At 46.6% G+C, this 25,897-nt stretch carries 25 protein-coding genes and 1 riboswitch; of the genes, 19 read left to right on the top strand and 6 right to left on the bottom strand.

What is annotated here, in order from left to right:
* Positions 1-82: 82 nt before the first annotated feature.
* A complete protein-coding gene (locus Q0V21_RS27375) occupies positions 83-694 on the bottom strand; it encodes a DedA family protein (protein ID WP_301881508.1) in 612 nt (203 codons plus the stop codon).
* A gap of 226 nt (positions 695-920) precedes the next feature.
* Here Q0V21_RS27375 and Q0V21_RS27370 point away from each other — a divergent pair, with 226 nt between their 5' ends.
* From Q0V21_RS27370 to Q0V21_RS27335, 8 genes are all read left to right on the top strand, one after another.
* On the top strand, positions 921-1,502 hold the full coding sequence (locus Q0V21_RS27370; RefSeq protein WP_024628349.1) for a cob(I)yrinic acid a,c-diamide adenosyltransferase: 582 nt from the start codon (positions 921-923) through the stop codon (positions 1,500-1,502).
* Positions 1,499-2,482, top strand: coding sequence for an RluA family pseudouridine synthase (locus tag Q0V21_RS27365; RefSeq protein ID WP_301881506.1), 984 nt, complete (start codon positions 1,499-1,501; stop codon positions 2,480-2,482). The genes Q0V21_RS27370 and Q0V21_RS27365 overlap by 4 nt, the downstream gene beginning before the upstream one ends.
* A gap of 428 nt (positions 2,483-2,910) precedes the next feature.
* Positions 2,911-3,276, top strand: a complete 366-nt coding sequence (locus Q0V21_RS27360; RefSeq protein ID WP_079346100.1) for an arsenate reductase family protein — start codon at positions 2,911-2,913, stop codon at positions 3,274-3,276.
* Positions 3,277-3,640: 364 nt separating this feature from the next.
* Positions 3,641-4,534: a 5'-3' exonuclease gene (locus tag Q0V21_RS27355; protein WP_301881505.1), complete on the top strand. Its 894-nt coding sequence runs from the start codon at positions 3,641-3,643 to the stop codon at positions 4,532-4,534.
* 5 nt (positions 4,535-4,539) lie between these two features.
* Positions 4,540-5,646 carry a phosphodiester glycosidase family protein gene (locus Q0V21_RS27350; RefSeq protein ID WP_367620556.1) on the top strand — a complete coding sequence of 369 codons (1,107 nt, stop codon included), beginning with the start codon at positions 4,540-4,542 and terminating at the stop codon, positions 5,644-5,646.
* 29 nt (positions 5,647-5,675) lie between these two features.
* Positions 5,676-6,371 (top strand): MOSC domain-containing protein, encoded by a 696-nt coding sequence (locus Q0V21_RS27345; RefSeq protein WP_079346096.1) that lies wholly within the window; start codon positions 5,676-5,678, stop codon positions 6,369-6,371.
* A gap of 70 nt (positions 6,372-6,441) precedes the next feature.
* Entirely contained in the window at positions 6,442-7,320 is an 879-nt protein-coding gene (locus Q0V21_RS27340) for an ROK family protein (RefSeq protein ID WP_301881500.1), read from the top strand.
* Positions 7,321-7,503: 183 nt separating this feature from the next.
* Positions 7,504-8,505, top strand: coding sequence for an HRDC domain-containing protein (locus Q0V21_RS27335; protein WP_079346709.1), 1,002 nt, complete (start codon positions 7,504-7,506; stop codon positions 8,503-8,505).
* A gap of 92 nt (positions 8,506-8,597) precedes the next feature.
* Here Q0V21_RS27335 and corA read toward each other — a convergent pair whose 3' ends face one another.
* On the bottom strand, positions 8,598-9,533 hold the full coding sequence (gene corA, locus Q0V21_RS27330) for a magnesium/cobalt transporter CorA (protein WP_024629019.1): 936 nt from the start codon (positions 9,531-9,533) through the stop codon (positions 8,598-8,600).
* 453 nt (positions 9,534-9,986) lie between these two features.
* Positions 9,987-10,112, top strand: a riboswitch (SAM riboswitch).
* 234 nt (positions 10,113-10,346) lie between these two features.
* Between corA and metA the strand changes: the two genes are divergently transcribed.
* The 6 genes from metA (at position 10,347) to Q0V21_RS27300 (ending at position 17,282) form a co-directional block, all read left to right on the top strand.
* Positions 10,347-11,264: a homoserine O-acetyltransferase MetA gene (gene metA, locus Q0V21_RS27325; RefSeq protein WP_024629020.1), complete on the top strand. Its 918-nt coding sequence runs from the start codon at positions 10,347-10,349 to the stop codon at positions 11,262-11,264.
* Positions 11,265-11,288: 24 nt separating this feature from the next.
* Positions 11,289-12,476, top strand: coding sequence for an aminotransferase class I/II-fold pyridoxal phosphate-dependent enzyme (locus Q0V21_RS27320; protein ID WP_024629021.1), 1,188 nt, complete (start codon positions 11,289-11,291; stop codon positions 12,474-12,476).
* Positions 12,469-13,662, top strand: a complete 1,194-nt coding sequence (locus Q0V21_RS27315) for a trans-sulfuration enzyme family protein (protein WP_301881494.1) — start codon at positions 12,469-12,471, stop codon at positions 13,660-13,662. The genes Q0V21_RS27320 and Q0V21_RS27315 overlap by 8 nt, the downstream gene beginning before the upstream one ends.
* Before the next feature lie 244 nt (positions 13,663-13,906).
* A complete protein-coding gene (mqnC, locus tag Q0V21_RS27310) occupies positions 13,907-15,043 on the top strand; it encodes a cyclic dehypoxanthinyl futalosine synthase (protein ID WP_024629023.1) in 1,137 nt (378 codons plus the stop codon).
* A 251-nt stretch (positions 15,044-15,294) separates the two neighbouring features.
* A complete protein-coding gene (locus Q0V21_RS27305; RefSeq protein ID WP_079346080.1) occupies positions 15,295-16,272 on the top strand; it encodes an aldo/keto reductase in 978 nt (325 codons plus the stop codon).
* Complete coding sequence (locus Q0V21_RS27300; protein ID WP_079346078.1) at positions 16,269-17,282, top strand: zinc-binding alcohol dehydrogenase family protein; 1,014 nt, start codon at positions 16,269-16,271, stop codon at positions 17,280-17,282. The genes Q0V21_RS27305 and Q0V21_RS27300 overlap by 4 nt, the downstream gene beginning before the upstream one ends.
* 327 nt (positions 17,283-17,609) lie before the next feature.
* Here the strand turns inward: Q0V21_RS27300 and Q0V21_RS27295 are convergent, their stop codons facing one another.
* The 4 genes from Q0V21_RS27295 to Q0V21_RS27280 all read right to left on the bottom strand — a co-directional run bounded on the left by Q0V21_RS27295 (position 17,610) and on the right by Q0V21_RS27280 (position 21,081).
* Positions 17,610-18,515, bottom strand: a complete 906-nt coding sequence (locus Q0V21_RS27295) for a YitT family protein (protein ID WP_079346076.1) — start codon at positions 18,513-18,515, stop codon at positions 17,610-17,612.
* A 112-nt stretch (positions 18,516-18,627) separates the two neighbouring features.
* Complete coding sequence (locus tag Q0V21_RS27290) at positions 18,628-19,866, bottom strand: cation:proton antiporter (protein ID WP_024629027.1); 1,239 nt, start codon at positions 19,864-19,866, stop codon at positions 18,628-18,630.
* A gap of 4 nt (positions 19,867-19,870) precedes the next feature.
* Positions 19,871-20,365 (bottom strand): cation:proton antiporter regulatory subunit, encoded by a 495-nt coding sequence (locus tag Q0V21_RS27285; RefSeq protein ID WP_079346074.1) that lies wholly within the window; start codon positions 20,363-20,365, stop codon positions 19,871-19,873.
* Between the two features lie 311 nt (positions 20,366-20,676).
* Complete coding sequence (locus Q0V21_RS27280) at positions 20,677-21,081, bottom strand: hypothetical protein (protein ID WP_079346072.1); 405 nt, start codon at positions 21,079-21,081, stop codon at positions 20,677-20,679.
* Between the two features lie 181 nt (positions 21,082-21,262).
* Between Q0V21_RS27280 and Q0V21_RS27275 the strand changes: the two genes are divergently transcribed.
* The 5 genes from Q0V21_RS27275 to Q0V21_RS27255 all read left to right on the top strand — a co-directional run bounded on the left by Q0V21_RS27275 (position 21,263) and on the right by Q0V21_RS27255 (position 25,871).
* A complete protein-coding gene (locus tag Q0V21_RS27275) occupies positions 21,263-22,207 on the top strand; it encodes a putative sporulation protein YtxC (protein WP_079346070.1) in 945 nt (314 codons plus the stop codon).
* Positions 22,208-22,400: 193 nt separating this feature from the next.
* Positions 22,401-22,577: a hypothetical protein gene (locus tag Q0V21_RS27270; RefSeq protein ID WP_179132675.1), complete on the top strand. Its 177-nt coding sequence runs from the start codon at positions 22,401-22,403 to the stop codon at positions 22,575-22,577.
* Between the two features lie 54 nt (positions 22,578-22,631).
* Positions 22,632-24,569 carry a threonine--tRNA ligase gene (gene thrS, locus Q0V21_RS27265; RefSeq protein ID WP_079346068.1) on the top strand — a complete coding sequence of 646 codons (1,938 nt, stop codon included), beginning with the start codon at positions 22,632-22,634 and terminating at the stop codon, positions 24,567-24,569.
* 185 nt (positions 24,570-24,754) lie between these two features.
* Positions 24,755-25,528 (top strand): 3D domain-containing protein, encoded by a 774-nt coding sequence (locus tag Q0V21_RS27260; RefSeq protein ID WP_301881482.1) that lies wholly within the window; start codon positions 24,755-24,757, stop codon positions 25,526-25,528.
* A 112-nt stretch (positions 25,529-25,640) separates the two neighbouring features.
* Positions 25,641-25,871, top strand: coding sequence for a hypothetical protein (locus tag Q0V21_RS27255; protein ID WP_301881480.1), 231 nt, complete (start codon positions 25,641-25,643; stop codon positions 25,869-25,871).
* Positions 25,872-25,897 lie beyond the last annotated feature (26 nt).

The following is a 25,897-nucleotide window of genomic DNA, read 5'->3' as shown; positions in this document are numbered from 1 at the left end:
ACGAACCTAAAAAAACCTCCGTAACCACAAGTTGTGGTGCGGAGGCTTTGTTTTATGCCAAAAAGTATGCGTGTAAATCTCTTTATTTCCGAGTTTTATTTCGTCTGATCCACCAGATTATACAGCCAACAACAATAATCGCCAGCAATACATATACGACGAGGGAGTACACGTCCATAAAGTGCAGAATACTCTCCCATGACGCTCCAAGCGCCGCACCAACTGAGACGAGAATGATATTCCAGGCCAGTGTTCCAATGGTCGTGAAAAGTAGGAATAAACCAAATTTCATGTTGGACATACCGGCAGGAATCGAGATCAGGCTGCGAACAAGGGGAACCATGCGACAGAATAGTACGGTCCACATTCCATATTTGTCAAACCATGCATCGACACGGTGGATATCTTCTTTTTTGATCCGCAGTATATGACCCCAACGTTCTACAATCTTCTCCAGTCGATTGACATCAATCAACAGTCCGATTCCATACAGAATGACAGCCCCAAGCACAGAACCAATGGTAGCCGCAATAATGACGCCAGGAAGGGTCAGGCTGGTGTAGGTGGTCATGAAGCCGCCAAATGGTAAAATGATTTCGGAGGGGATGGGGGGAAATACGTTTTCAAGAGCAATAATAAGTGCAATGCCTATGTAGCCGTATTGTTCCATGAAATCGGTTATCCAGTTATGCATAATCGTCTCCTCTACTTTTGGTTTGCAAGAATTTGGCGTATACTCGGCAGAGTGCGCCAATTCATATATACGTATGAAGGATCTCACTGGTTTCTGAAAATAATAGCATTCCCGTAATCATAGCAGGTCAAGTATACTGATTAAGTTAAAGTTAAGAAGGGCATGCATTTATATTTAACCCCAGCGTTCTGCCATGCGAATGATATTAACAATAGGAGGGATTACAATGGGCATATATACACGAACAGGTGATGAGGGACAGACCTCGGTCATTGGAGGACGGGTCATCAAGGACGATGACCGAGTTGAAGCTTACGGGACAATTGATGAGCTGAATTGTTTTGTTGGGCAGGCGATCAGTTTTATTGATCAAGCCAATGGAGAGTTTGAAGATTTGCGTGAACATTTGCTCGAAATTCAGCAAGAATTGTTTGATTGTGGGTCTGATCTAGCCTTTGTAAAAATTAGCGAAACCAAATATAAAGTACGGGATGAGATGGTCACCCGGCTTGAACAATGGATTGATCAGTACGATGCCGAGAATCCGAAGGTAGAACGGTTTATTTTGCCTGGGGGAAGTCTGCTCTCTTCCACATTACATGTTTGCCGTACGGTATGTCGCCGTGCTGAGCGCCGCGCCGTTACACTCGGACAGCATACGGATATCAACCCTTCCGTACGACGTTATTTGAACCGTCTGTCTGATTATTTCTTCGTTGTTGCACGGACTGCCAATGCGAGACAACAGGTAGCGGATATTGAGTATGTGCGGAGCAAAAAAGTATTCCGTCGCAAAGACAACGAATGAGCGATTATTATTCACCACTGACTTACACCGTTCCCGAACATGAAGATGGTTGGCTGCTGAAGACTGTGCTTCAGCGTCGTTTGCAGGTTTCGCGCAAGCTCCTGTCGAGACTCAAACTCACGGAGCAGGGAATTATGTTGAATGGCGAGCGGGTATACATCAGCGTCAAAGTTAGTGCAGGTGACGTCCTGGAAGTCCGGATGGAACAGGAGGAGTCTGATGATATTTTGCCTGAGCCGATCCCCTTTACGATACTGTACGAAGACGAGCACTTGCTTATCGTGAACAAGGATTCCGGTGTCATCGTGCATCCAACACATGGGCATTACACAGGTACATTGGCGAACGGGGTAGTCCATTATTGGAAGTCCAAAGGCGAGCGTTTTCGCTTCAGACCGATTCATCGACTGGATCAGGAAACTTCGGGTGTGCTGGCAATCGCGAAAAATCCATATGTGCATCAGCATGTGTCTGAACAGATGATTGCAGGAACGGTGGACAAAAAGTATATTGCCTTTGTGCACGGTAGTCCTGCCCAAGAAGAGGGGGCCATCGATGGCCCGATCGATCGTGATCCCGTAGAGCCCCATCGTCGAATCGTTACACCTGACGGATATGCAGCAAGAACGTTATACACGACAGTCGCCCGATGGACGGCAGGCAGCGCCAGTGCGGTGAACCTGAAGCTGGAGAGCGGCAGAACTCATCAAATACGGGTACATATGACATCGATCGGTTGCCCGTTAATCGGGGATCGGATGTATAAGACACTTCCCGTACATGAGATCGATGAGCAGACCATGGCTATTCGGGAGGAACGAGACTCTTGGATTGACCGTCAGGCATTGCATGCATGCGAGCTGTCGTTTGACCATCCCATTTTGCAGAAACGGATGACGTTCCAAGCCCCGTTGCCCGCAGATATGGCTGCCCTGGAGGCCCGCCTGGATGTTGAGGCATCACCAAGGGAAGTGTTGTGAAATGCTGTGAATCGGCCTGTGATTTGCGCTGTGTGTAGCATCTCAGTGCACGTGCCCTGCTATCTATCAATGGTTTTAGTTAGATGAACCTGTGTGAGGGATGCAACCGCACCCGAACAAAATGCCGTAGTCTAAGGTCTTAAGGTCTTAAGGTCTTAAGGTCTTAAGGTCTTAAGGTCTTAAGGTCTTAAGGTCTTAAGGTCTTAAGGTCTTAAGGTCTTAAGGTCTTAAGGTCTTAAGGTCTTTATGTTTTAAGTTTTAAGGTTTTTGAACCTAAAAATGATATAGCCAAATGTACTTTTTTCTTATTGGCAAAAAGGTTTAAAATTACATTGCGATGGTATCGGTTTGGAGCGACTTTTGGATTTGCGAAGCAAACCAAGGGAAGCGAGAAATCGAAACCGGAGCACTCGAGGAGGACAATAACGATGAGTAATCTGAAAGTATATCAATACACCAAGTGCGGCACATGCCGCAAAGCGGTAAAATGGCTGGAAGCTCAGGGGCATGAGCTGGACTTAATCCCTATTTTCGACACGCCACCATCCGAAGCAGAATTGAGTGACTTGATTCAGAAGAGCGGACTTGAAGTGAAGAAGTTCTTCAACACGAGTGGGGAAGTATACAAGGAGCAGCAATTGAAGGACAAGCTGCCGGGGTTGTCCGCAGAAGAGCAGATTCGTTTGCTGGCTTCCAATGGTCGTCTGATCAAACGTCCAATCGTTACGGATGGTCACAAAGTGACTGTAGGGTTCAAGGAAGATACGTATGAGCAGGAATGGAACAACGCGTAATTTATAGTTGAATGATTTCATATTGTTAAATGAACCAAGGTGAAAAAAGCTCTGATTGTTCAAATTTCAGGGCTTTTTTGGCTGGTCGATCCTTGGCGGAACTATGCTATAATGATAGAATTAGTTCGATATTTTATTTGCTATAGAAACTTAGCTAAAGATTTACACGAGAACGGAGAGGACAGAAATAACCTGAGGAAGCGGAGCGTTCGCCTTTATCACCGGATTTTCCCTTTTGAAGAAGGGAATCAAAAAAATCTGGGGATAACAGCGATCAGAAGGTTGTTCTGTCATCGGAGTGGCAAGTGTAAATATTCTTTAGTTCAATTTTCTATGGAATCAGGACAGGAGAGAACAAAATCAAGTGAATCAACGTAATGAACCTACTTTGTTGCTGGTAGATGGTATGGCAGTGTTGTTCCGTGCATTCTATGCAACATCTGCAAGCGGTTATATCAGACGTACAAAGGCAGGCGTGCCAACCAACGCAGTATACGGATTTATCCGTTATTTCTGGGATGCGGTTCAGACCTTTGGGCCAAGTCATGTCGTATGCTGTTGGGATATGGGGGGCAAGACGTTTCGCGGTGAAGAGTATGCAGCGTACAAGGGGAACCGTCCGGAAGCTCCGGATGATCTGATTCCTCAGTTTGCTCTGATTCGTGAAGTGATGGATAGTTTGAACATTCCGAATATTGGCGCTCAAGGATATGAGGCTGATGATTGCATCGGTACACTTGCCAAGTATTACACTGAGCAGACGGATATGAACGTGATGGTACTTACGGGTGACCACGATATGCTGCAGCTGATTGATGACCGCACTAGCATTATTATTATGAAAAAAGGTCATGGCAATTACATGGTCTATACGCCTGAATCCCTGATGTTGGAGAAGCAGCTCACACCTCGTCAAGTGATTGACATGAAGGGTCTGATGGGCGATGCCAGTGACAATTATCCTGGGGTACGGGGCATTGGAGAAAAGACGGCATTGAAGCTTGTGCAGGAGTTTGGATCCATTGAAGGTATCTTGGACAATATGGATAAGCTTACACCTTCGGTACGTAACAAGATTGAGAATGATCTCGATATGCTTCATCTGTCTCGCAAACTGGCAGAGATTCACTGTGCAGTTCCGGTAGCTTGTGCACTGGATGTATGTGAATTGCGTCTTGACCCGGATATGGTGATGGACAAGTTCGAACAACTTGAGATGAAGAGCCTGGGCTCTTGGATGGGAGTGGCAATTGGGTGAGTAGTATGCAGACAAAACGGACGGGCAAAAAGTGGTGGACAGGGGCTATGGCCCTCGTCCTTGCTTTGCCTGTAATCCTTTCAGGAGCGGTGAGTGCTCCACAGACAGTAGATGCCAAAGCGGCAATTAGCACCAAAGTACAGAAAGTAAAAGCAGCAGGACGCAGTTTTACCGTGCAGACGGTTAGTATTCCCAAGGGTACACCAGTTACTGTAGGATTGGCGAAGAAGCAGGTCGGTCAGACTGCAACATTACCTTCGATTGTCAAGGCTTATGGAGCACAAGCAGCCATAAACGGAGCGTTTTTTGAAGCTTATAACGGAGCTCCAGATCCATACGGTATGTTAATAGCAAACGGCAAGGTTATACATATTGGAAGATACGGAACAACGATCGGATTTAAGGAAGATGGCTCGGCCATCATGGATTCGCTTCAAGTGAGTCTCACGGGTAAAGTAACAGATACAGAAGGGAAATCACGCAGTTGGTATGCGACCTTTATCAACCGAACCCCTTCCGCAAATGCGAGTATTACGATGTTATACACGCCAGAGCGGGGATCCACCGTTGGGTTCAAGGGAGGTACTGCCGTTGTGATGGAGAAAGGGATTGTCACCAAGAAGATACCCAATACCAATGTAGCTATTCCGAAGAATGGCTCGGTGCTGGTCTTCACGGGAAATCAGAAATCCTCGTCGGACCGCTTCACCGTTGGTTCAACTGTAGAGATGAATTATAAATACACCAACGCAGCAGGCAAGGAGATTCCTTGGCAAGATGTAGTCACCGCTGTGGGCGCAGGTCCGCGTCTGGTGAAAGACGGCAAAGTAGCCGTAAATCCAGCGAGTGAGGGCTTCAAGGATACCAAAATTCTCAATGCCTCCGGAGCAAGAAGCGGTATTGCCATTATGGCAGACGGTTCGGTTATACTGGCTACCGTTTCGGGAGCGACAATAAAGGAATGGGCTGCTGTCATGCAGAAGCTCGGTGCCAAGCAGGCAATGAATCTGGATGGTGGAGCATCTTCAGGCATGTACGCTGGCGGCAAAATGCTTACTTCCCCGGGCCGTTTGTTAAGTAATACGCTTGTTTTTGGTGGCTCTGTTCGTTAAAAGAAAGCTATTATGGGAGGTATGATCAGATGACACTCACACACAACCGGAAGCCAGATGAAAGCAAGACGGCTGTACTAGCTGTAAATGTGGGGCAACCTCAGGCATTACCTGGTCAGAAGCGCGAAGTGATGAGCGGCATTGTGAAGCATCCCATATCCAGCCCGGTCTTCCTGTCATTCACCGGAATGACAGGAGATGGTCAGGCGGATCTGGAGCATCATGGCGGACCGGATAAGGCGGTTTGTGTATACGATTACAGTCGTTATCCGGCGCTTGAACAACTGATGGATCGCAAGCTGGACTGGGGGGCTTGTGGAGAAAATCTGACCGTTGAAGGCTGTATGGAGGATGAAGTCCGGATTGGTGATGTGTATGAATTGGGGGAAGCCAAGGTACAGGTCAGCCAGCCAAGACAGCCTTGCTTCAAGCTTGGCGCCCGGTATGATTACAAAGAGCTGCCAGTTTATTTTCAGGAGAGCGGACATACCGGATTTTACTTTCGAGTGTTGCAAGAGGGCGAGGTAACTCCTTCTGCAACATTCAGACGAATCAGCACTGATCCTGCATCAATGACCATTCTGGAAGCTAATCGAATTATGCATCAGGGGAAGCATGATGCGGTTGGTATGCGTGCGTTGCTGGCCATTTCAACGCTGTCGGACAGCTGGAAGCAGTCCTTGTTGAAGAGATTGGCCAAGCTCGAAGCTGCTGAACTGGATTAACCATGCCTTCGTTCAGAGAGCAGATTGGAAGATCCATTTTAATTTTAAACTACTTGGGAGTGTGACTAACATGACGATTTTAGGCGCAATTGAAGCTGGAGGCACCAAATTTGTATGTGGTATCGGTACGGAAGAAGGAGAAGTTCTTGAACGCGTAAGCTTTCCAACGACGACACCGGAAGAGACGATGGCTCAAGTCATTGCTTTTTTTGAAGGTAAAGGCATTGAAGCTTTGGGTGTAGGTTCATTTGGTCCGATTGATCCGATTGAAGGAAGTCCGACCTATGGTTATATCACAACAACACCTAAACCACATTGGGGACAGTACAATCTGATTGGTAAGCTCAAGGAGCACTTTGATGTACCGATGACATTCGATACGGATGTAAATGGTGCAGCACTCGGGGAAGCAACCTGGGGGGCTGCACAAGGCCTGGATAGCTGTCTATATATTACGGTTGGAACGGGCATTGGTGCAGGCGCAGTTGTAGGTGGCAAAATGGTCCATGGCTTGTCACATCCAGAGATGGGACACATCATTGTACGCAGACATCCCGAAGATACGTATGAAGGGTTCTGTCCGTATCATGGAGACTGTCTGGAAGGCCTTGCTGCAGGTCCTGCCATCAATAAACGTTGGGAGCAACCGGCTTACGAACTGCCAGCCGATCACAAGGCCTGGGAGATTGAAGCGCATTACCTGGCGCATGCTTTGATGAATTATGTATTGATCCTCACTCCGCAGAAAATTGTAATGGGTGGTGGCGTAATGAAACAGGAGCATCTGTTCCCAATGGTTCGCAGCAAATTGCAGGAATTGCTCGCCGGATACGTTCAGCATCCTGCACTTCAGTCCAAAATTGACCAATATGTCGTTTCACCGGGACTTGATGATAATGCGGGATTGTGCGGTTCACTTGCGCTGGCAAAATTGGCTTTGAACAAGTAAATAGCTTTATAAACTAATGGTTGACGAATTTTTCCATTGTGGTAATATATGAGCAACAGCATAGCACGGTTAATGAGGAAGCACCTCTCTTGCATGGATTTTGCAGGAGAGGTGTTTTTTGTGCTGTTCAAGATAGCACAATACAGACTGTGTCGAGCTGAACTATTGAAGGAGGGACAAGAAATGGAAGTCATTTTCATGAACAGGTTATCCAGAATGTCAGGTCAGAATGAAGAGCATGCTCAGCTGTGGATTGGTGAAGAAGAAGGGGAGTGGCATCTGGGATGGAGCCGATATGAGGAAGGAGATCGTGTGGATGCGATCTGGTATGATGGAAGCTCTTGGGACGAACTGTTACATGTTTATCGTCATCAGTTAGCGATACAGATGGGCGAAGGGTATCGTCCGTTGCTGCAGGGTTTGTTTCACGAAAATGATGATTTGAAGTCGCGCAGCTATGGCGGTCAGCGTCTTCATTGTTACAGTGAATTATATGGCAATGAGGGGCTGTATATGGATCTTTGCATATGGCGCAGGAAAAGAGCGGCGTCTGATCGGAAGGCCCCCTATTTTATTGCAACGAATCGGCTGTTGCGCCTGATCAGTGCATTTGTTCCACAAACGATAGATGAATTGATGCAACTGCCTGGCGTAGGAGAGAGTAAAGCGTCCGAGTACGGAGCTGAATGGCTGGAGCTTACGAATGGACTGGAACGTTCCACGTCTTTTCCGCTAGAGTGGGTGTATACGGTGCTGAAGGAACAGGAATATGAGAGCTGGCTGTACAAACAGAGAGAGCAGAAATACAAGCAGGAATTAGACAAATTCACTACACGCAAGCAGGTACTCGAAGGCATGAAGGAAGGGTATACGCTGGAGGAGATCGTGAATCGTTCCGGATTATCCCGACGGGAGCTGATTGAGCTGTTGGAGACACTGGATCTGGAGGGGTATGACACAGATTGTCTGCTGGACGCGGAACTCGCTATCATGCCTGAACAAGAGCAAGAAGCGGTGTGGAGCGCCTACGAGGAGCTGGGAGATACGTTTCTGAAGCCTGTGTTACATAAAGTGTATGGAGAAGAGAAGCCTGGCGGAGGCAATCTGGAGCAGGTTTACGAAAGACTGCGCATGATTCGAATCCGGTTTCGTCGTCACACAGAGGCGGAGCAGCATGCGGGCTAGATTGAACATAGATCGGTAGGTTTCATTCATAAGCGTACAAAAAAGACGAGGCGTTTCTCCAGATGCGGAGCGCTTCGTCTTTGTTAGTTAGTTCAAACCCAATCTTTTTTGCGGAAAATAAAGAACATGCTGAGGCCCAGTGTCACCATCAGGCCAATGACCACAAAATAACCATATTTCCAGTTCAACTCAGGCATGTTCGTAAAGTTCATACCATAGATGCCGGTGATGACCGTCAGCGGCATGAACACCGTCGTAATGGCGGTGAACACACGCATGATCTCATTCGCCCGGTTGGCGATACTGGATTGGTAAGCTTCTCGCAAGTTCCCCATCAAGTCGCGATAAGTCTCAAAGGTTTCGGATATTTTCACAGCATTCTCATAAATGTCACTGAAATACTTCTGCAGTTGATCATCAATAAGACGCAGATCTTTTTTGTTAAGTGTATTAATGACTTCTTTCTGAGGTCCCAGTACTTTCTTCAGCCATAGAATCTCACTACGCAGCCCGATAATCTCATTCAGATGAGACTTCTTGGTGTGCATCAGGATGTCTTCTTCAAGCTTCTCAATGCGCGCTTCAATCCGGTCACCAACTGTGAAATAATTATCAACAATCAAGTCAACCAGCAGATACAGCAGCTTATCCGGCGTACTGATCTCCTGTTCCCACAGGATCGGCTTCAATGTTCGCAATTCACTGACTTTCTGTTTGGTCACACTGATAATAAAGTGTCTGCCAAGGAAGAGGTTGACGGCACGTAAAAAAATCTCTTCATCATCAAAACGAATGCTATTAATAACAATAAAATAATGGCTCTCATAAATTTCAATCTTCGGACGTTGTTCTTCGTCACTCAAGCAGTCTTCTACGGCCAGATCATGCATCATGAATAGCGGTTGAAGTACCGCCAAATCGTCTACGTCCGCATCAATCCAGTAAAATCCCTCCGCTGGTGGAGTCAGCGCCTGCTGAATGTCATCCACCGGAATAAATACACCGTTGTTTACCAACCGGATTTTCATTGTTCATCTACTCCTTCTGCACCCGCCAAATGGGCGGATTTCATCAATATGGGCGCAAAAAGAACAGATCAGCCGGTCGGCAGCGGATCCTGGAAGTCAGGACTGCGTTCGCTTTATAACCAAACGGAAGTAACGTCCCGCTGCCGGCATGCTGATATCAATTCTCTATGCAGTTTGTCGGAATTCGGCTGCCAGTCAGGCCTCGGGTCGCCATCCATTGAATATGTCACCTCTCACATAAGGGTTTACAACACTTGTCTAGTATACCGCTGGTACAGAGTCCTTTCAAGCGCAAAAATGTGTCGATTTCGCGCCCTGGAGCAGTGTATGACAACGGCTGACGAACGGTTCCGATCCAGATGAACAGACATTGAACTACACCTTGACGTGAGGGGATTAATGTTTTAAAGTAAACGGTGAACCACACTAGATTTTACAATTAAATAAAGCGAAATCTTATCAAGAGTAGGTGGAGGGACTGGCCCGATGAAACCCGGCAACCGGCGGTATACCGCACGGTGCTAATTCTTGCAGCGACCAAGTGTCCAAGTTGACACTGTTGTAACTGAGAGATGAGAGAGGCGCATATCTATTTACATATGACCTTTCTCGGAATCCGAGGAAGGTCTTTGTTATATGCACCGACTTCTCAGCAGTGATTTTCGCTAAGGAACTTGAGCTTGCCGCCAGCAATGTGGTTGCAATTCAGCGCCTGCAGGCAAGCTCATGGCAGCCTATAACTGTTCGGATGCGAATCGTATCGCAGCCGCAGTGGCTGCATCTATTTATGCTCAAGGAGGAGTTAGAACCACTATGCCAATCAAAATTCCAGACACACTGCCTGCCAAGGAAGTACTCGCAGGAGAGAACATCTTTGTCATGGACGAGACATCCGCTTATCAGCAGGATATTCGTCCGCTCCGTATCGCTATATTAAACCTGATGCCTACTAAGGAAACGACAGAAACTCAATTGCTTCGTCTGGTAGGTAACACACCCATTCAGGTAGATATCGTTCTGGTTCATCCGAAGTCTCATACGTCCAAGAACACATCCCAGGAATATTTGGACCTGTTCTACAAAACCTTTGACGAGATTGAGCACCGCCGTTTTGACGGCATGATCATTACGGGAGCTCCTGTAGAGCAAATGGATTTTGAAGACGTGAACTATTGGAAAGAAATCCAGGAGATCTTCGAATGGACCAAAACCAATGTGACTTCGACTATGCATATATGTTGGGCTTCCCAAGCGGGTTTATACCATCATTTCGGAGTTCCAAAGGTTCCGCTGGATGAAAAATGTTTTGGCGTATTCTCACACACGATCAACAGATCCAACGTGCCTTTGCTGCGTGGATTTGATGAAGTATTTAACGTTCCGCATTCCCGACATACGGAAGTGCGCCGTGAAGATATTGAAAAGAATGAAAGTCTGGAAATTTTGGCTGAATCGGAGGAAGCCGGTATTTTTCTGGTCGCCACCAAAGACGGCAAACAAATTTTCGCTACCGGACATGCCGAGTATGACCCGCTTTCATTAAAATGGGAATATGACCGGGATGCATCCAAAGGCATGGATATTGCGCTACCGAGACATTATTTCCCGAATGACGACCCTTCCCGTGTACCTCCAGCCACCTGGCGGGCACATGCAAACTTATTATTCTCTAATTGGCTCAATTACTATGTGTATCAAGAGACGCCTTACGATATTGGTCCGCAAATCTAATCGACACTACAGGAGGATGCTGCAATGGAAGACAACAAGTTGAAAATCGAAAGCCGATTGGCTCAAATCGGGTCTATCAATGAACCGGTAACGGGTGCCATTAATTTTCCGATCTATCAATCCACTGCGTTTCGCCACCCGAAGCTTGGACAAAGCACGGGGTTTGATTATATCCGTACGACCAATCCAACCCGTAAAGTATTGGAAGAAGCAGCGGCGGCATTGGAGTCGGGGGATGCAGGTTTTGCCTGTAGCTCCGGCATGGCAGCTTTGCAAACGATTTTTGCTTTATTCGGTCAAGGAGATCATCTAATTGTATCGCTGGATCTGTACGGGGGAACGTATCGTTTGCTTGAACGCATCCTGTCTCGATTCGGTGTGACAGCAAGTTACGTAGATACCAATGATCTTGCAGCTCTGGAAAGTATCCGTCAGCCGAACACAAAAGCGGTATTTATTGAGACACCGACTAATCCACTAATGATGATTACGGATGTGGAAGCGGTATGCTCCTGGGCGAAGAGCCACAACTTGCTGACTATTGTGGATAATACACTACTGACTCCGTTCTTCCAGCGTCCAATTGAACTCGGTGCCGATATCATCATCCATAGTGCTACGAAGTATCTGGGTGGTCATAATGATGTCCTTGCCGGATTAATTATTACCAAAGGAGAAGAATTATCAGCCGAAATGGCATTCCTGCACAATTCCATTGGTGCAGTGTTATCTCCAAGCGACTCCTATCAGTTGATGAAAGGTATGAAGACACTTGCTCTTCGTATGGAGCGGCATGAGTATAATGCCTTGACGATTGCCAAGTATCTTTTGGAACACCCAGCCGTTAACGAAGTGTATCATCCTGGTTTGTCGGATCATCCCGGATTTGAAATACAGAATAAACAGTCGAGTGGGAACACAGGCATTTTCTCTTTCAAAGTAAAGGATGCCCGTTATGTTGAACCGTTGCTTCGTCACATCAAACTGATTGCCTTTGCGGAAAGCCTCGGGGGTGTAGAGTCGTTGATGACCTATCCTGCGGTACAGACCCATGCGGATATCCCGATTGAAATTCGTGACGCTGTAGGTGTGGATGACCGTCTGTTGCGCTTCTCTGTAGGGATCGAGCATGCCGAAGATCTGATTGCCGATCTGGGCAATGCACTCACAGCTGCACAGCAGGAGATTGAAGGAGGAGCGCATCATGAGTGAGCAAAACAATAATGCCAACAATCATGATCGGAATGTTCATTCCGACCTGAAGTTTGACACCAAGTTACTGCATTTCGGTGACGAAATCGATAAAACAACCGGGGCTTCCAGCGTGCCGATTTACCAGGCCTCCACATTCCATCATTTTGATATTTTTAATCCGCCTCAACATGATTATAGCCGTTCGGGTAACCCGACTCGTCAGGCATTGGAGGATTACATTACATTATTGGAAGGTGGAGCCCGCGGATTTGCGTATTCCTCCGGCATGGCTGCCATCTCCAGTGTGTTCATGATGTTCTCCGCAGGAGATCACATGATTGTAACGGAAGATGTATATGGAGGTACATATCGACTGCTTACTTCCATTCTGAGCCGGATGCAGATTGAGACTACCTTTGTGGATATGACCAATATTGAGGAAGTAAAGGCAGCGCTTAAACCGAATACGAAGGCAGTCTATATGGAGACACCATCCAACCCGACACTTCGGATCACGGATATTGCTGCGGTCACCTCTTGGGCACAGGAACAGGAGTTAATCTCCATTCTTGATAACACCTTCATGACACCCTACTACCAACGTCCAATCGAGCTCGGGGTGGATATTGTCGTACATAGTGCCACCAAGTTTCTTGGCGGACACAGTGATGTGCTGGCAGGTTTAGCTGTTGCTCGTACCGATTCACTGGGAAGACAGCTAAAACAATTGCAGAATGGACTGGGAACCGTGCTGGGTGCTCAGGAATCCTGGCTGCTAATGCGCGGCATGAAGACCTTGGGTGCACGAATGGCACACAGTGAACAGAGCACTGCCAAACTGGCAGCCTGGCTCAGTGGACGCAGTGATATTACGGCTGTATTTTATCCGGGGCTGCTGGATCATCCCGGCCGTGAAGCTCACGAACGTCAGTCAAGCGGGTATGGTGCGGTCGTGTCGTTTGACGTCGGTTCAGGCGATCGGGCCAAGGCTGTACTTAACCGTGTGAAATTGCCAATTGTTGCCGTGAGTTTGGGTGCGGTTGAAAGTATCTTGTCTTATCCTGCGATGATGTCTCATGCGGCTATGCCGGCTGAGGTTCGTCGTGATCGGGGAATCACGGACGGATTATTGCGTTTCTCGGTTGGACTGGAAGACATCGATGACCTGATTGCCGATCTGGATCAAGCACTTCAGGACTCGTAGAGTCGGTAGTATTGAAACAAGGGTGTTAGAGTGCCCCTGAAAAAGAAATGAAATAGATACCATATGTAAACATTTTTATTAATTTTTAAAGCACCTGCCCATAAGGTGCTTTTTTTCACATGTAACCTGTGTTACGATATGTGGAGTACAGAAATGCGATGTTGCCACCAAAACTTTCATTTATATGAACAAGTTGGGACGGATCGTGATTATATTTTCTCTTCATGAGGGAGGCTTTTTTACGATGAGTACGGTAGACCGTATCTTAGATAAAGCCCTTCGGGGCGAACGTTTGGACTTGGAAGACACGATTCAGCTGTTTGAGTCGAATGAAGTAGACAAAATCGGGGCAGCCGCCAATGTGATTGTAAAACGCATGCATCCCGAACCATACAGAACATTTGTTATTGGGCGTAACGTCAACTACACGAACGTGTGTGATGTGTACTGCCGTTTTTGTGCTTTCTACCGGAGACCTGGCTCTGAGGAAGGGTATGTACTTCCCGATGAAGTCATTTTCCAGAAGATCAAGGAAACCGAAGACGTGAACGGTACCGAAATTCTGATGCAGGGCGGAACGAATCCGAATCTGCCGTTTAGCTATTACACGGACCTGCTTAAAGCGATCAAGGAGCGATTCCCTAATATTACGATGCACTCCTTCTCTCCTGCTGAAATTATGAAAATGGTTGAAGTATCCGACGGTCTTACTCTGGAAGAGGTTGTTCGTGCGATTCACGAAGCGGGACTGGATTCCCTGCCTGGTGGTGGTGCCGAAATCCTGGATGACCGTACACGCCGCAAAATCAGCCGTCTGAAAGGTTCATGGCGCGATTGGATGGACGTGATGCAGACAGCTCACCGTATTGGTATGAACACAACGGCAACGATGGTTATCGGCCTCGGTGAAACGATGGAAGAGCGCGCATTGCATCTGCTTCGTGTGCGTGAAGCTCAAGATGAGTGCATTGCGAACAAGTATGATTCCGAAGGATTTCTGGCGTTCATTCCTTGGACATTCCAACCGGATAATACGAATCTGAAGCTGGAGCGTCAGACACCGGAAGAGTATTTAAAAACGGTAGCGATCAGTCGACTGGTACTCGACAACATCAAAAACATTCAATCCTCATGGGTAACGATGGGGCCTGAAGTCGGCAAAAAATCACTCGAATTTGGCTGCAATGACTTTGGTAGCACCATGATTGAAGAGAATGTGGTATCTGCTGCAGGCGCAACGTACAAAGTCAACATTAGTTCGATTACACAACTGATTCGGGAGTCGGGCTATATTCCGGCGCAGCGTAACACAAGATATGATATCCTGCGCACGTTTGATGAAGAAAACGCCATTCATGAAGATTTTGTTATGCAGAACTAATATCTACTTAAATCTATACCATGCTGACGAATTGAATCCATAAGCTGATTTAGTCCGTAGGGATATGAAGTCCGTTGATTACTCTTTATAAGGGGAATCGGCGGACTTTTTAATTTTTCTTCATACCAGCGATTATTCACAGATCATCAAACAGTACATATTACGCATTTGGCGATATTTTATAATGGAATCGAACTGTTACAATGAAAGGGCACTTGAGATAAGCAGACATGCTGGGAAGGGGCGGGCCAATGAAAACAAGAAGACTTGGAAAGACGGGACTGGAAGTACCTGTATTGAGCTTTGGAGCATCCTCACTAGGTTCGGTATTTCGTGATATTGACAAGGGTGAGGGGATTCGTACGGTTCACGCTGCTGTAGATGCAGGGATGAATTATATAGATGTTTCGCCCTATTATGGGTTAACGAAGGCAGAAGCCGTACTTGGAGAGGCCCTTCGCAGTTTGCCGCGCAGCTCGTTTACGCTGTCGACGAAAGCTGGACGTTACGGGGAGAATACATTTGATTTTTCTCGAAAGCGGATACAAGATAGTGTACAAGAGAGTCTGGCTAGACTCCATACCGATTATATCGACATTTTGTTCCTGCATGACATTGAGTTTGTCCCGGCCGACATCATTATTGAAGAAGCTTTCCCCACCTTACTCCGCCTGAAAGAGCAGGGAGTGATTCGCCATGCAGGAATTTGTGGATTACCGCTGCCATTATTTGAAAAGGTATTGCCACAGATTGATGCTGATGCAATCATTTCCTATTGCCATTATGCACTGAATGACACTTCCCTGCTGTCCCTGCTCCCTCTTTTGGAAAAGAAAGCAATTGGCCTTGTGAATGCTTCGCCTCTTTCCATGGGTTTATTAAGCACAAGAGGCACTCCTGCCTGGCACCCGGCAGATGATCATGTGAAGCAGGTCTGTCTGCAAGCAGCACGGTTCTGTGCGGAACAAGGCAGTGACATCGCCAAGCTTGCCGTGCAGTTTGCAACAGCCAATGAACAGATTCCAACGACACTCGTCAGCAGTGCAAGCGAACATAATATCCGCAACAATGCAGCCTGGATCGAAGAACCACTAGACCAGGAACTGATATCGGAGGTGCTGCGTATTTTGGCCCCAATTCATAATGAGAGCTGGGCCAGCGGTCGCCCTGAATACAACATGGCACATCACTTGAAGCCACAATCATCATCGAAGGGGGAACAGGAATGAGAGCGATTATATGTGAAGAATTAAATCGTTTGGCGTTGCAAGACATAGCTGAACCCCAAAGAACCGAAAATCAGGCGCTGGTATCCATCCGACGGATTGGAATTTGCGGCACAGATTTGCATGCCTACAGAGGAAATCAGCCATTTTTCACCTATCCCCGTGTACTGGGCCATGAGCTTGCAGGAATTATTGAAGAAATCGGGCCCAATGAAGATGGCTTGAAGCCGGGAGATCAGGTGAGCATTATACCATATTTGCATTGTGGTCATTGTATCGCTTGCCGATCGGGTAAAACGAATTGTTGTGTGTCCATGCAAGTGATGGGGGTTCATGTGGACGGAGGCATGCGAGAGAGAATCGTTGTGCCTGTCTCGCATCTGATCCAAGCCGAAGGGCTTACACTGGATGAAACTGCGATGATAGAACCGCTGAGTATTGGTGCTCATGCGGTCAGAAGAGCCAGTCTAAGGCCTGGAGATCAGGTTGTGGTCATTGGAGCTGGACCGATTGGACTTGGTGTGATGGCATTTGCCAAACAGGCGGGTGCTCGGGTCATTGCTATTGACCGGAATGTGGACAGGCTGGAACTTAGCCGCACCTGGGCTGGAGTGGATGCTTTGGTTCAGGCTAATGAACAAGCGGCCCAGCACGTTGCTGAAATCACGGATGGGGACTATGCGACGGCTGTCTTTGATGCAACAGGTAACATGCATTCGATGAATGATGCGATCCATTATGTGGCACATGGTGGTCAATTAATCTTTGTTGGACTGGTCAAAGCCGATATTTCCTTTCATGATCCGGACTTTCACAAGCGAGAGATGAGCATTTTGGGCAGCCGAAACGCAACGCGGGAAGATTTTGAACAGGTCATGTCGATCTTGCGGGAGAAGAAGCTGAACATGGATGATTACATTACACACCGGGCAAATTTTGACCAACTGCCTGTTACGATCGACACATGGTTACAACCGGATTCGCATGTTGTGAAAGCGATAGTGGAGTTATAAAAATAATAACTGAAAAAACTCTCTCTGATCCTGTATGAATGGTGAACATCCATAGGAATCAGAGAGAGTTTTTGTTTGCTTATATGCATTGAACAAAACATTAACAAGAACGGAGAGGACAGAAAAAACCTGAAGAAGCGAAGCGTTCGCCTAAAAGCTTTCTGAAAGAAAGCTGCATCGGAAGCATACGCTTATCCCCGGATTTTCCCCTTTGAAAAAGGGAATTCAAAAAATCTGGGGATAACAGCGATCGGAAGGTTGTTCTGTCATCGGAGTGGCAAGTGTAAATATTCTTTAGTTCAATTTGCCTAGCCTATAGGAATCAGATTATTTTTCTGGGTTCGTCACAATACCTGCATGTGGATCAATATGACGCACAATAGATTTGAGCCAGATCATTTCGAGGAAATGAATCTCATAATAGAGTGCTCCCGGAACGTGTTGGATCCATCCTTCGGTCAGAGCAGCGTGTCCTGAATTGGTTGAAGAATCCAATATTCCAGGTTCACGGCGCAGCCGTTTGCGGACGGCTTTCTCAACTTGGGCGCTTTGTGTAGTTAAGATACATATTTTGCGCTTGGCTGTGAATCCGCGGAATGCAATATACACCATTTCATAGGCAATAAGATAGGCGATTACTGAATACATCGCTTGATCCCAACCAAAGACAACACCAGCAGCAGTTAGAATCAACAAGTTGAGCAGCATGATTATTTTTTCGATAAGCATCCGTTTCCCGCTAAATATACGTTCAGGTGGACGAGAGGACGGATCACCGATTTCCAGCGTATCCAGTGTCCCACCATACCGTACGACTAGACCGATTCCTAATCCGAGACATAATCCGCCAAACATGGCGGCAGCCAGCGGGTGTTCGACAAGCGGCGGCATGGGATGAAGCGCAATGGCACCAATCGAAAAGACAACCAAACCCAGAACAGTGACCAGTACGAATTTTTTTTGCACAAGTCTATAGGATAGAAAAATAAATGGAACGTTGAACAAAAACAGGAACAAACCAATCCGCATTTCGGTCCAATGGGCGAACAATGAAGAAATGCCCGTAATGCCTCCAATAATGATTTTATTGGGGTGCAGAAACAATTCAAGTCCCACGGAGGCCAGAATCCCACCCGCAATCACAAACAACAAATTCAACATACGACGGGTAGATGACAATCTGCTCTTGGCGGTTTGTGGCACCGGATTAGCCGATATCAGAGGTGCTTTCATAGGTCATCCTCCTTAGTGCGGCTTTCGTGCCATTCTCCCTGGGTTAATCACAGAAAGATCGGCGGTAGAGCCGCGAGTACAATACGTTGTCTGTTCTGAACAGACAAGAGGGTTATCCTTCTTTCTGCAGTACCTTCGGCTCTTCTTTCTTCTTCCGAGGGTCTTTGAACTTAAATATTTTATCCAGTAATCTGAACACATGTTTGGATTCTTTCGTTAATAACGGTCCAAGAATTGCCAGAATGAGTACATATAATGCGGCGAATGGTTGCAGGAGCGGGAGAAGTCCTCCGGCTTTACCCATGTTGGCCATAATAATGGAGAATTCACCACGCGACACAATGGTCAAACCGATGTTGGCTGATGCTTTCGGTGATAATCCTGCACTGCGTCCAGCGAGCATGCCTGCAAGGAAGTTCCCGAATAGTGTGAGCACAACTGCGATCAAAGCAAGCCATACAGCTTCGCCACCAAGAGACAGCGGATCGATGGACAAACCAAAGCTGAAGAAGAAGACAGCTCCGAAGAAATCACGGAATGGCAGAATCAAGTGCTCAATCCGTTTAGCATGTTCCGTCTCTGCCAGCACCAAACCAACAAGCAGGGCGCCAATGGCTTCGGCGACATGAATAGTTTCCGAGAATCCGGCTACGAGGAACAATGCACCGAAAATCACAAGCGAGAATAACTCATTGGAGCGAATCTTAAGCACCTTATTAAGCAGCGGTGTTGCTTTACGTCCAAGAATAATGACAATGAGCATGAATCCAAGCGCGACGAGTGCAGATACAATGACACCTCCGATGGAGGATGAATCACTGAGCACAAGTCCAGACAAGATGGAGATATATACAGCTAGAAACACATCTTCAAACATGATGATTCCGAGAATCATTTCCGTCTCCGGATTTGCTGTTCGTTTCAGATCAACGAGAACCTTGGCGACGATGGCACTGGATGAAATAGTCGTAATCCCGGCAATGATAAGAGCTTCGGCGGCTGGGAAACCGGAAGCAAAACCAAAAATCAGTCCCAGCGTAAAGTTAATCCCGATATAGATCGAACCGCCGACGGCAATCGATTTACCCGACTTGATCAGACGGCCAACCGAGAACTCCAGTCCGAGATAGAAGAGTAGGAACAGAATACCGATTCGGCCCATAAACTCAATAAACGGCTGACTTTCAATGAAGCGGAAATCCAGATGCCAGATCTTCATCGCATGAGGTCCAACGGCCATCCCGATCAGGATGTAAAATGGAACGACCGAAAATCTCAGTTTTGCGGATAAGAGTCCGGCTGCTGCAATGAGCACAAGAGCCAGACCTACTTCGAATATCAGATGATCCATCGACTCACCCCCTTCCGGTCAGGAGGAGGGATTTGAATAGCTTTTGCTGATTGCGTTCGCCAACGGATACTACCGTGGACTCTGCACTAATCACGACCTCCGGACCGGGGCTGATATGTTTTTTGTGATTCTTCTCTACAACGGCAATCACCGTTGCCCCTGAGTTTTGACGTACATCCAATTCACCAATTGATTTACCGATACATCCGTAGGATGGCTCGATTTTGTACCATTCAATAATCAGGTCGTCAAACGTTACTTCAATATTTTCAAGCTGCTTAGGTTTATAGGTTAATCCACCAACGATGGCAGCAATCTGTCTTGCTTCATAGTCATCGAGCGTAATCATGGAGATGCTTTGGTCTGGATCATCGTACTCAAAATGGTACATTTCCCGGCGACCGTCATCGTGAATAATGATAATAATTTTATCTCCACTGCTCGTTTCAATCTGAAATTTCTTGCCGATTCCCGGCAAATCTGTTTCGCGTACATCCATGGATAGTGTGCCTCCTTAAATTGAGGGCTGGCCACAGAAGACAGGCTTATTTCCCGAATATAGAATGATCTGCTGCTCTAAGGAACATTAAATTGAAGCGGGTAAACAGAGCCAGGTACTCCTGACACACAGCCTAGTGTTTGATTTTTTAATGAAGATGGGTATAACAAAATAGATGTTATGAATAGGGGTTGCCAATGAAGCTAATTGATATCTAACATTTGCTAAAAGGGTTATAAGTTATGCACAAGCACACCGTCTATCAAACAGAGGTGTCTCCATGCAAAGCAACCTAAAATACGGTGTAACGGCTAGTTATAAGCGTTCACGTAGTTTGGTGCTGTAGGGGTGGGAGAAACATACATACTGGTGAATTTAATGGGTAGCAGAAATAATCTGCGTTTAAACAGACAAATCAACGGTTTAAAGGGCAGACGCGGTGTAGGAATTCGCAGCATTAGCAACAAAGCGAGCACAAGAAAGACAGGTTTGTTATGCGTGACCGCAATCAACTTCGACATGACTTGTGGGTATTTGCGAATGGCAGGTTTCTGCTGAGACTCCAATGTATGGACAAGAACTTCCTTGTTGGAGTTCGCCTCAACGTTTACCTCGACAACGGATTCCGACTGCATCGAAATAGGGAAGGACAACGCTTGGAATACGCACAAAATGATAATAAATGCATAACGGAGTATTCTTGGTTGTTGTGTCATTTTGGCTTCCCCCCCTTTTCCGTGAAACATACTGTTATAAAAATAATAACACATTTTTGGCTTAACTCCAAACGGATTGATAATATACTGAGAAATCATGACACGCTTTCCATCAATCCGCTTCGTATATCCCTATCGGCCTTGCCATATACTTTGAACAGGAAGGAAAGGAGTGATTCTTATGGAACTGTTCGCCGTATGGACCGAGGTATCAGGGCAGGAGGAAGCGGATCAATTTTATCGTTGTGTGAAGGAAAAAACCAAAGGTTTACATATAAGCAAAAGAGGATTTCGGCTCACCTTCAAACATAATGATGGAAGAGCGGCCTGGGTATGCAGAGGGAATGAGAATCACGCTGACTTCCAGCAGTGGCTGCCTCAGATCAGTGATTTGCTGGCCACGGGAATTGCCGATTTCATTATGAATACACGTGAACGCATTATTGTAGAAGAGATGATCTCCAAGGCTTGTTCGGTCATGGATGAACATGAAGTGGAGAAGGTAAACCGGATATGCATGCCTTTATTGTTCAATGGTGATTTGGATCAGCCTGGATTACGGGACCGTCGTCGTACTACCTTGGCCAATGGACTGAAGCAGGACTTGGAGGAGATTCATTTTTTTCACCTTGAAGGCATTATGAATTTCCGAATTCGGCAATACAAGCAGGAGCTTCATGAACTGGTGGAATATGCGCTGGATGAATTCTGGATGGATCGCCAATACGAAGAGTTTATGGGACTTCTCAAATATTTTGTATTTTTTCAGGAAGCGAAAGTACCACTTGTGCATTTGATACACAAAGGTTTGCATGAATTTCAGGTATTGGATGCTGCGCTTAATGTGCTTCCCGTACAAAAGGATGAGCAGGTCGTTGTGGAGATGCCGGGACTGGAATTGGAAATGGATATCGAAGATATGATCGTGAGTACGCTGATCTCCATCTCGCCGGAAAAAGTCATGCTGCATACGCGCACTCCAGATCTCCCCATTATCTCTACGATCCGACAAATCTTTGAGGACAAGGTACAATTATGCCACCATTGCCCCGAGTGTGAAGTGCTGCGTTCCGGATTGTTGACAGGTCTTGACGCAAGTGATCTCGGCAATTATAATAACTGTTGATCCATGATTTATTAGAAGTTGTTATGGAACAATAAGCAAAAGCGTTGACAAAGACAAGAACCATACGCAAGGTCGGTGCAGAGAGAGGGAACCAGGCTGAAATTTCCTCCGGATGCCACGTTTGGTTTACCCCTTTGGAGCTGCAGTTTTGAAAATGGATATGAGATTGCCTCTATTACACAGGTAATCGTCCGTGAGTAAGGATATGCCGGGTCATGCCCGTTACCGTCATGCCAATGAGGGCTGTACTTCCAATATGGATGAAGCAGCTGAATTAGGGTGGAACCACGAGAGTATATACAGCACTCGTCCCTTTGCCGGGACGGGTGTTTTTTGCGTTCCTTTGCAAAAATCGCAGGAACAGCAATAGATTATCCATCCATGAAATGCATGGACAGATGAACTTACAGGAGGAATGAGACAAATGGCAGTTAACATTAAACTACCCGATGGTTCGGTTCGTGAGTATGCCGAAGGAAGCAGCATTGAAGATGTAGCCGCTTCGATCAGCAGCGGACTACGCAAAAATGCCGTAGCCGGCAAACTGGATGGAATCGTCGTGGACTTGTCCACAACACTTCATGAGGGAGCGTTGGTGGAGATCGTAACACTGGATTCACCAGAAGGTCTGGAAGTGATGCGTCACAGTACAGCTCACTTGCTCGCTCAAGCTGTGAAGCGTTTATACGGAAACAAAGAAGTGCACCTCGGTGTTGGCCCTGTCATTGAAGATGGCTTCTACTATGATATGGATCTCGAACAACCGCTTAATCCCGAAGATCTGCAGAAGATCGAGAAGGAAATGGAGCGCATTGTTAATGAAAACCTGCCGATTGTACGTAAAGAAGTTAGCCGCGCAGAAGCGATCAAAATTTTCGAAGAAGTGGGCGATCCTTACAAGCTCGAATTGATTCGTGACTTACCGGAAGACAGTGTCATCACCATTTATGAGCAAGGTGAATTCTTCGACTTATGCCGTGGACCACATGTACCATCCACCAGCAAAATCAAAGTATTCAAACTGATGAATGTCGCTGGTGCTTACTGGCGCGGAGATAGCAAAAACAAAATGCTGCAACGTATTTACGGTACGGCTTTTGTGAAGAAAGCGCAGCTGGATGAGCATCTGCACTTCCTGGAAGAAGCGCGTAAACGGGATCACCGCAAATTGGGTAAGGAACTCGAAATCTTCACATTCTCCCAGCTGGTTGGACAAGGCCTGCCAATCTGGCTGCCTAATGGTGCCAAGCTGCGCCGGACGTTGGAGCGTTACATTGTGGACCTAGAAGAGAGCCTCGGATATCAGCATGTGTACACACCGGTTCTGGGTAATGTTGAATTGTACAAAACATCCGGACACTGGGAGCACTATCAGGAAGACATGTTCCCGAAAATGGTTATGGACAATGAGGAACTCGTTCTTCGTCCAATGAACTGTCCTCACCACATGATGGTGTACAAGTCCAGCATGCACAGCTACCGTGATCTGCCGATCCGGATTGCCGAGCTTGGCATGATGCACCGTTACGAAATGTCGGGCGCGTTGACAGGTCTGCACCGTGTACGTGCAATGACGCTGAACGACTCACACATTTTTGCACGCCCGGATCAGATCAAGGAAGAATTTGCACGTGTTATTGAACTGATTCAAACGGTTTATAAAGATTTCGGCATTCACGAATATCGTTTCCGTCTGTCCTATCGCGATCCTCAGGATACCGAGAAATACTTCCAGAATGACGAGATGTGGGAAATGTCCCAACGCATGCTGCGTGAAGTTGTGGAAGAGCTCAACCTTCCATTCTATGAAGCAGAAGGCGAGGCAGCGTTCTACGGTCCAAAACTGGACGTGCAGATCAAAACAGCGCTGGGCAAGGAAGAGACATTGTCTACCGTTCAATTGGACTTCCTCTTGCCAGAGCGGTTTGAGCTCGAATATGTGGGAGATGACGGACAGAAGCATCGTCCGGTCGTTATCCACCGCGGTGTAATCAGTACGATGGAGCGTTTCACTGCATTCTTGCTGGAGAACTTTGCAGGGGCTCTGCCACTGTGGCTGTCTCCTGTACAAGCGAAAGTTATTCCGGTATCCGGCAACTTCGACGACTATGCACGTGAAGTGGAAGCGAAGTTGAAACGTGCGGGGATCTCTGCTGAAGCTGATCTGCGTAACGAGAAGCTCGGTTATAAGATCCGTGAGGCACAACTTGAGAAAATGCCATACATGTTCGTGGTTGGAGAAAATGAACGCAATGCAGAGGGTGTATCTGTACGGAAACGTGGAGAAGGCGATCTCGGCATGAAACCACTGGACGAAATTGTAGCCCAGCTCAAAGAAGAAATTACAACAAGACAGGTTTAATTCAGGAATTGTTGATTTCTATAAATAGAAAACCGTTTGAATCATATTGGAGAAAATCCAATGGTTCGGGCGGTTTTTTTTGTTGTTTTTAGGTCGCCTGAACACCCGGCTAAAAAGCCTACATAAAGAAAAGTATATAATTTTTTCATTTTGGAAAACCTTTGCAGTAAGGGGGAGGTTCTATAATGAAAAAGCAATTTTTAATTCAAAAGAAAAACATACGGTTTATCATCTCTTGCTGTGTGGTGCTCACTGGAGTTATTGTGAGCTTGAATCAGGCAGATGCGTATACCTTTGAAGAGGAAAATGAAGTCCTGTACGTAGAGAGTCGCAACAACGAAACTTCAGGTGAGCGCGAAGGCGAGCATTTAGAAACGGCGGTCTTTGCATACAGTGATCAGGCTCAACTCACCACCATGGTCTATATGGGATTGATGTGGTCTCCGCAGCCGATTGTTATTCCACGGCCCGAAATACCGAAGAAGCAGATCGGGGTTGACCCTTCGATGCCGGTGCTCGCTCCGCGGACAGAACAGGTATTGGATACACACAAGGTGACGGCTACCGGATACACTGCAGGTGTGGAATCAACCGGAAAAGGACCTAAACATCCTCAATACGGCATTACGTATTCAGGTGTAAAGGTGCGCCGCGATAAAGAAACAGTCTCAACGATTGCAGCTGATCCAAAGCTGTTTCCACTGGGTTCCATTTTATATATTCCCGGCTACGGCTATGGTATCGTTGCAGACACGGGCTCCGCGATTAAGGGCAATAAAATTGATCTTTATTTCCCTACAACAAAGCAAGTGTACAAGGAATGGGGCAAAAAGGACGTCGAAGTACAGGTAATCAAACAAGGTGCTGGAAAATGCACTGAAAAAATGCTGGAAGAGTTATCGGAAGCCATCGATGTATACAAATCCGTACCGGATTCATGGTTGGACAAGGCCGTTTAATTGTTGAATTTAATGGATGAATAACTGCCATGCACTCTTCACATAATATTGACTGGGGACAAACCCCGCGCAGCAGTATTGCAGCGTAAATATGAAGAGAGAGGTGATCGTTGTGGCTAAGAAATCCCAAGGATTCCAAACACCAAACGAGAAGTACAATGAGGAGTTTGGACAAGAAAACGTAGCAAACAAAGTAAAACAATCCGAGCAAAACAAAGTACAGGAAAACTTCAAAACACCTGATGAAAAATTCAATGCTGAATTTGGTGTGGAAAACACAGGCCAAACAGGCCAAACAAGCCAAACAAGCCAAGTCGGCAAAGCAGGCAAATTTCAAAAATAAATAAAGTTTCAGCACCCTGGAGCGGT

It is taken from the genome of Paenibacillus sp. 11B (assembly GCF_030487755.1).
Taxonomy (GTDB): Bacteria; Bacillota; Bacilli; order Paenibacillales; family Paenibacillaceae; genus Paenibacillus; species Paenibacillus vandeheii.
This window is presented reverse-complemented; position numbering and strand designations above follow the sequence as displayed.

Coding starts and splice junctions, on each gene's coding strand:
- Q0V21_RS27280 (WP_079346072.1), bottom strand. CDS start 21,081: ATGACACAACAACCAAGAATACTCCGTTATGCATTTATTATCATTTTG.
- Q0V21_RS27295 (WP_079346076.1), bottom strand. CDS start 18,515: ATGAAAGCACCTCTGATATCGGCTAATCCGGTGCCACAAACCGCCAAG.
- Q0V21_RS27315 (WP_301881494.1), top strand. CDS start 12,469: ATGAGTGAGCAAAACAATAATGCCAACAATCATGATCGGAATGTTCAT.
- Q0V21_RS27370 (WP_024628349.1), top strand. CDS start 921: ATGGGCATATATACACGAACAGGTGATGAGGGACAGACCTCGGTCATT.
- Q0V21_RS27365 (WP_301881506.1), top strand. CDS start 1,499: ATGAGCGATTATTATTCACCACTGACTTACACCGTTCCCGAACATGAA.
- corA (WP_024629019.1), bottom strand. CDS start 9,533: ATGAAAATCCGGTTGGTAAACAACGGTGTATTTATTCCGGTGGATGAC.
- Q0V21_RS27275 (WP_079346070.1), top strand. CDS start 21,263: ATGGAACTGTTCGCCGTATGGACCGAGGTATCAGGGCAGGAGGAAGCG.
- Q0V21_RS27375 (WP_301881508.1), bottom strand. CDS start 694: ATGCATAACTGGATAACCGATTTCATGGAACAATACGGCTACATAGGC.
- Q0V21_RS27335 (WP_079346709.1), top strand. CDS start 7,504: ATGGAAGTCATTTTCATGAACAGGTTATCCAGAATGTCAGGTCAGAAT.
- Q0V21_RS27290 (WP_024629027.1), bottom strand. CDS start 19,866: ATGGATCATCTGATATTCGAAGTAGGTCTGGCTCTTGTGCTCATTGCA.
- Q0V21_RS27305 (WP_079346080.1), top strand. CDS start 15,295: ATGAAAACAAGAAGACTTGGAAAGACGGGACTGGAAGTACCTGTATTG.
- Q0V21_RS27320 (WP_024629021.1), top strand. CDS start 11,289: ATGGAAGACAACAAGTTGAAAATCGAAAGCCGATTGGCTCAAATCGGG.
- metA (WP_024629020.1), top strand. CDS start 10,347: ATGCCAATCAAAATTCCAGACACACTGCCTGCCAAGGAAGTACTCGCA.
- Q0V21_RS27345 (WP_079346096.1), top strand. CDS start 5,676: ATGACACTCACACACAACCGGAAGCCAGATGAAAGCAAGACGGCTGTA.
- Q0V21_RS27285 (WP_079346074.1), bottom strand. CDS start 20,365: ATGGATGTACGCGAAACAGATTTGCCGGGAATCGGCAAGAAATTTCAG.
- thrS (WP_079346068.1), top strand. CDS start 22,632: ATGGCAGTTAACATTAAACTACCCGATGGTTCGGTTCGTGAGTATGCC.
- Q0V21_RS27340 (WP_301881500.1), top strand. CDS start 6,442: ATGACGATTTTAGGCGCAATTGAAGCTGGAGGCACCAAATTTGTATGT.
- Q0V21_RS27350 (WP_367620556.1), top strand. CDS start 4,540: ATGCAGACAAAACGGACGGGCAAAAAGTGGTGGACAGGGGCTATGGCC.
- mqnC (WP_024629023.1), top strand. CDS start 13,907: ATGAGTACGGTAGACCGTATCTTAGATAAAGCCCTTCGGGGCGAACGT.
- Q0V21_RS27360 (WP_079346100.1), top strand. CDS start 2,911: ATGAGTAATCTGAAAGTATATCAATACACCAAGTGCGGCACATGCCGC.
- Q0V21_RS27300 (WP_079346078.1), top strand. CDS start 16,269: ATGAGAGCGATTATATGTGAAGAATTAAATCGTTTGGCGTTGCAAGAC.
- Q0V21_RS27260 (WP_301881482.1), top strand. CDS start 24,755: ATGAAAAAGCAATTTTTAATTCAAAAGAAAAACATACGGTTTATCATC.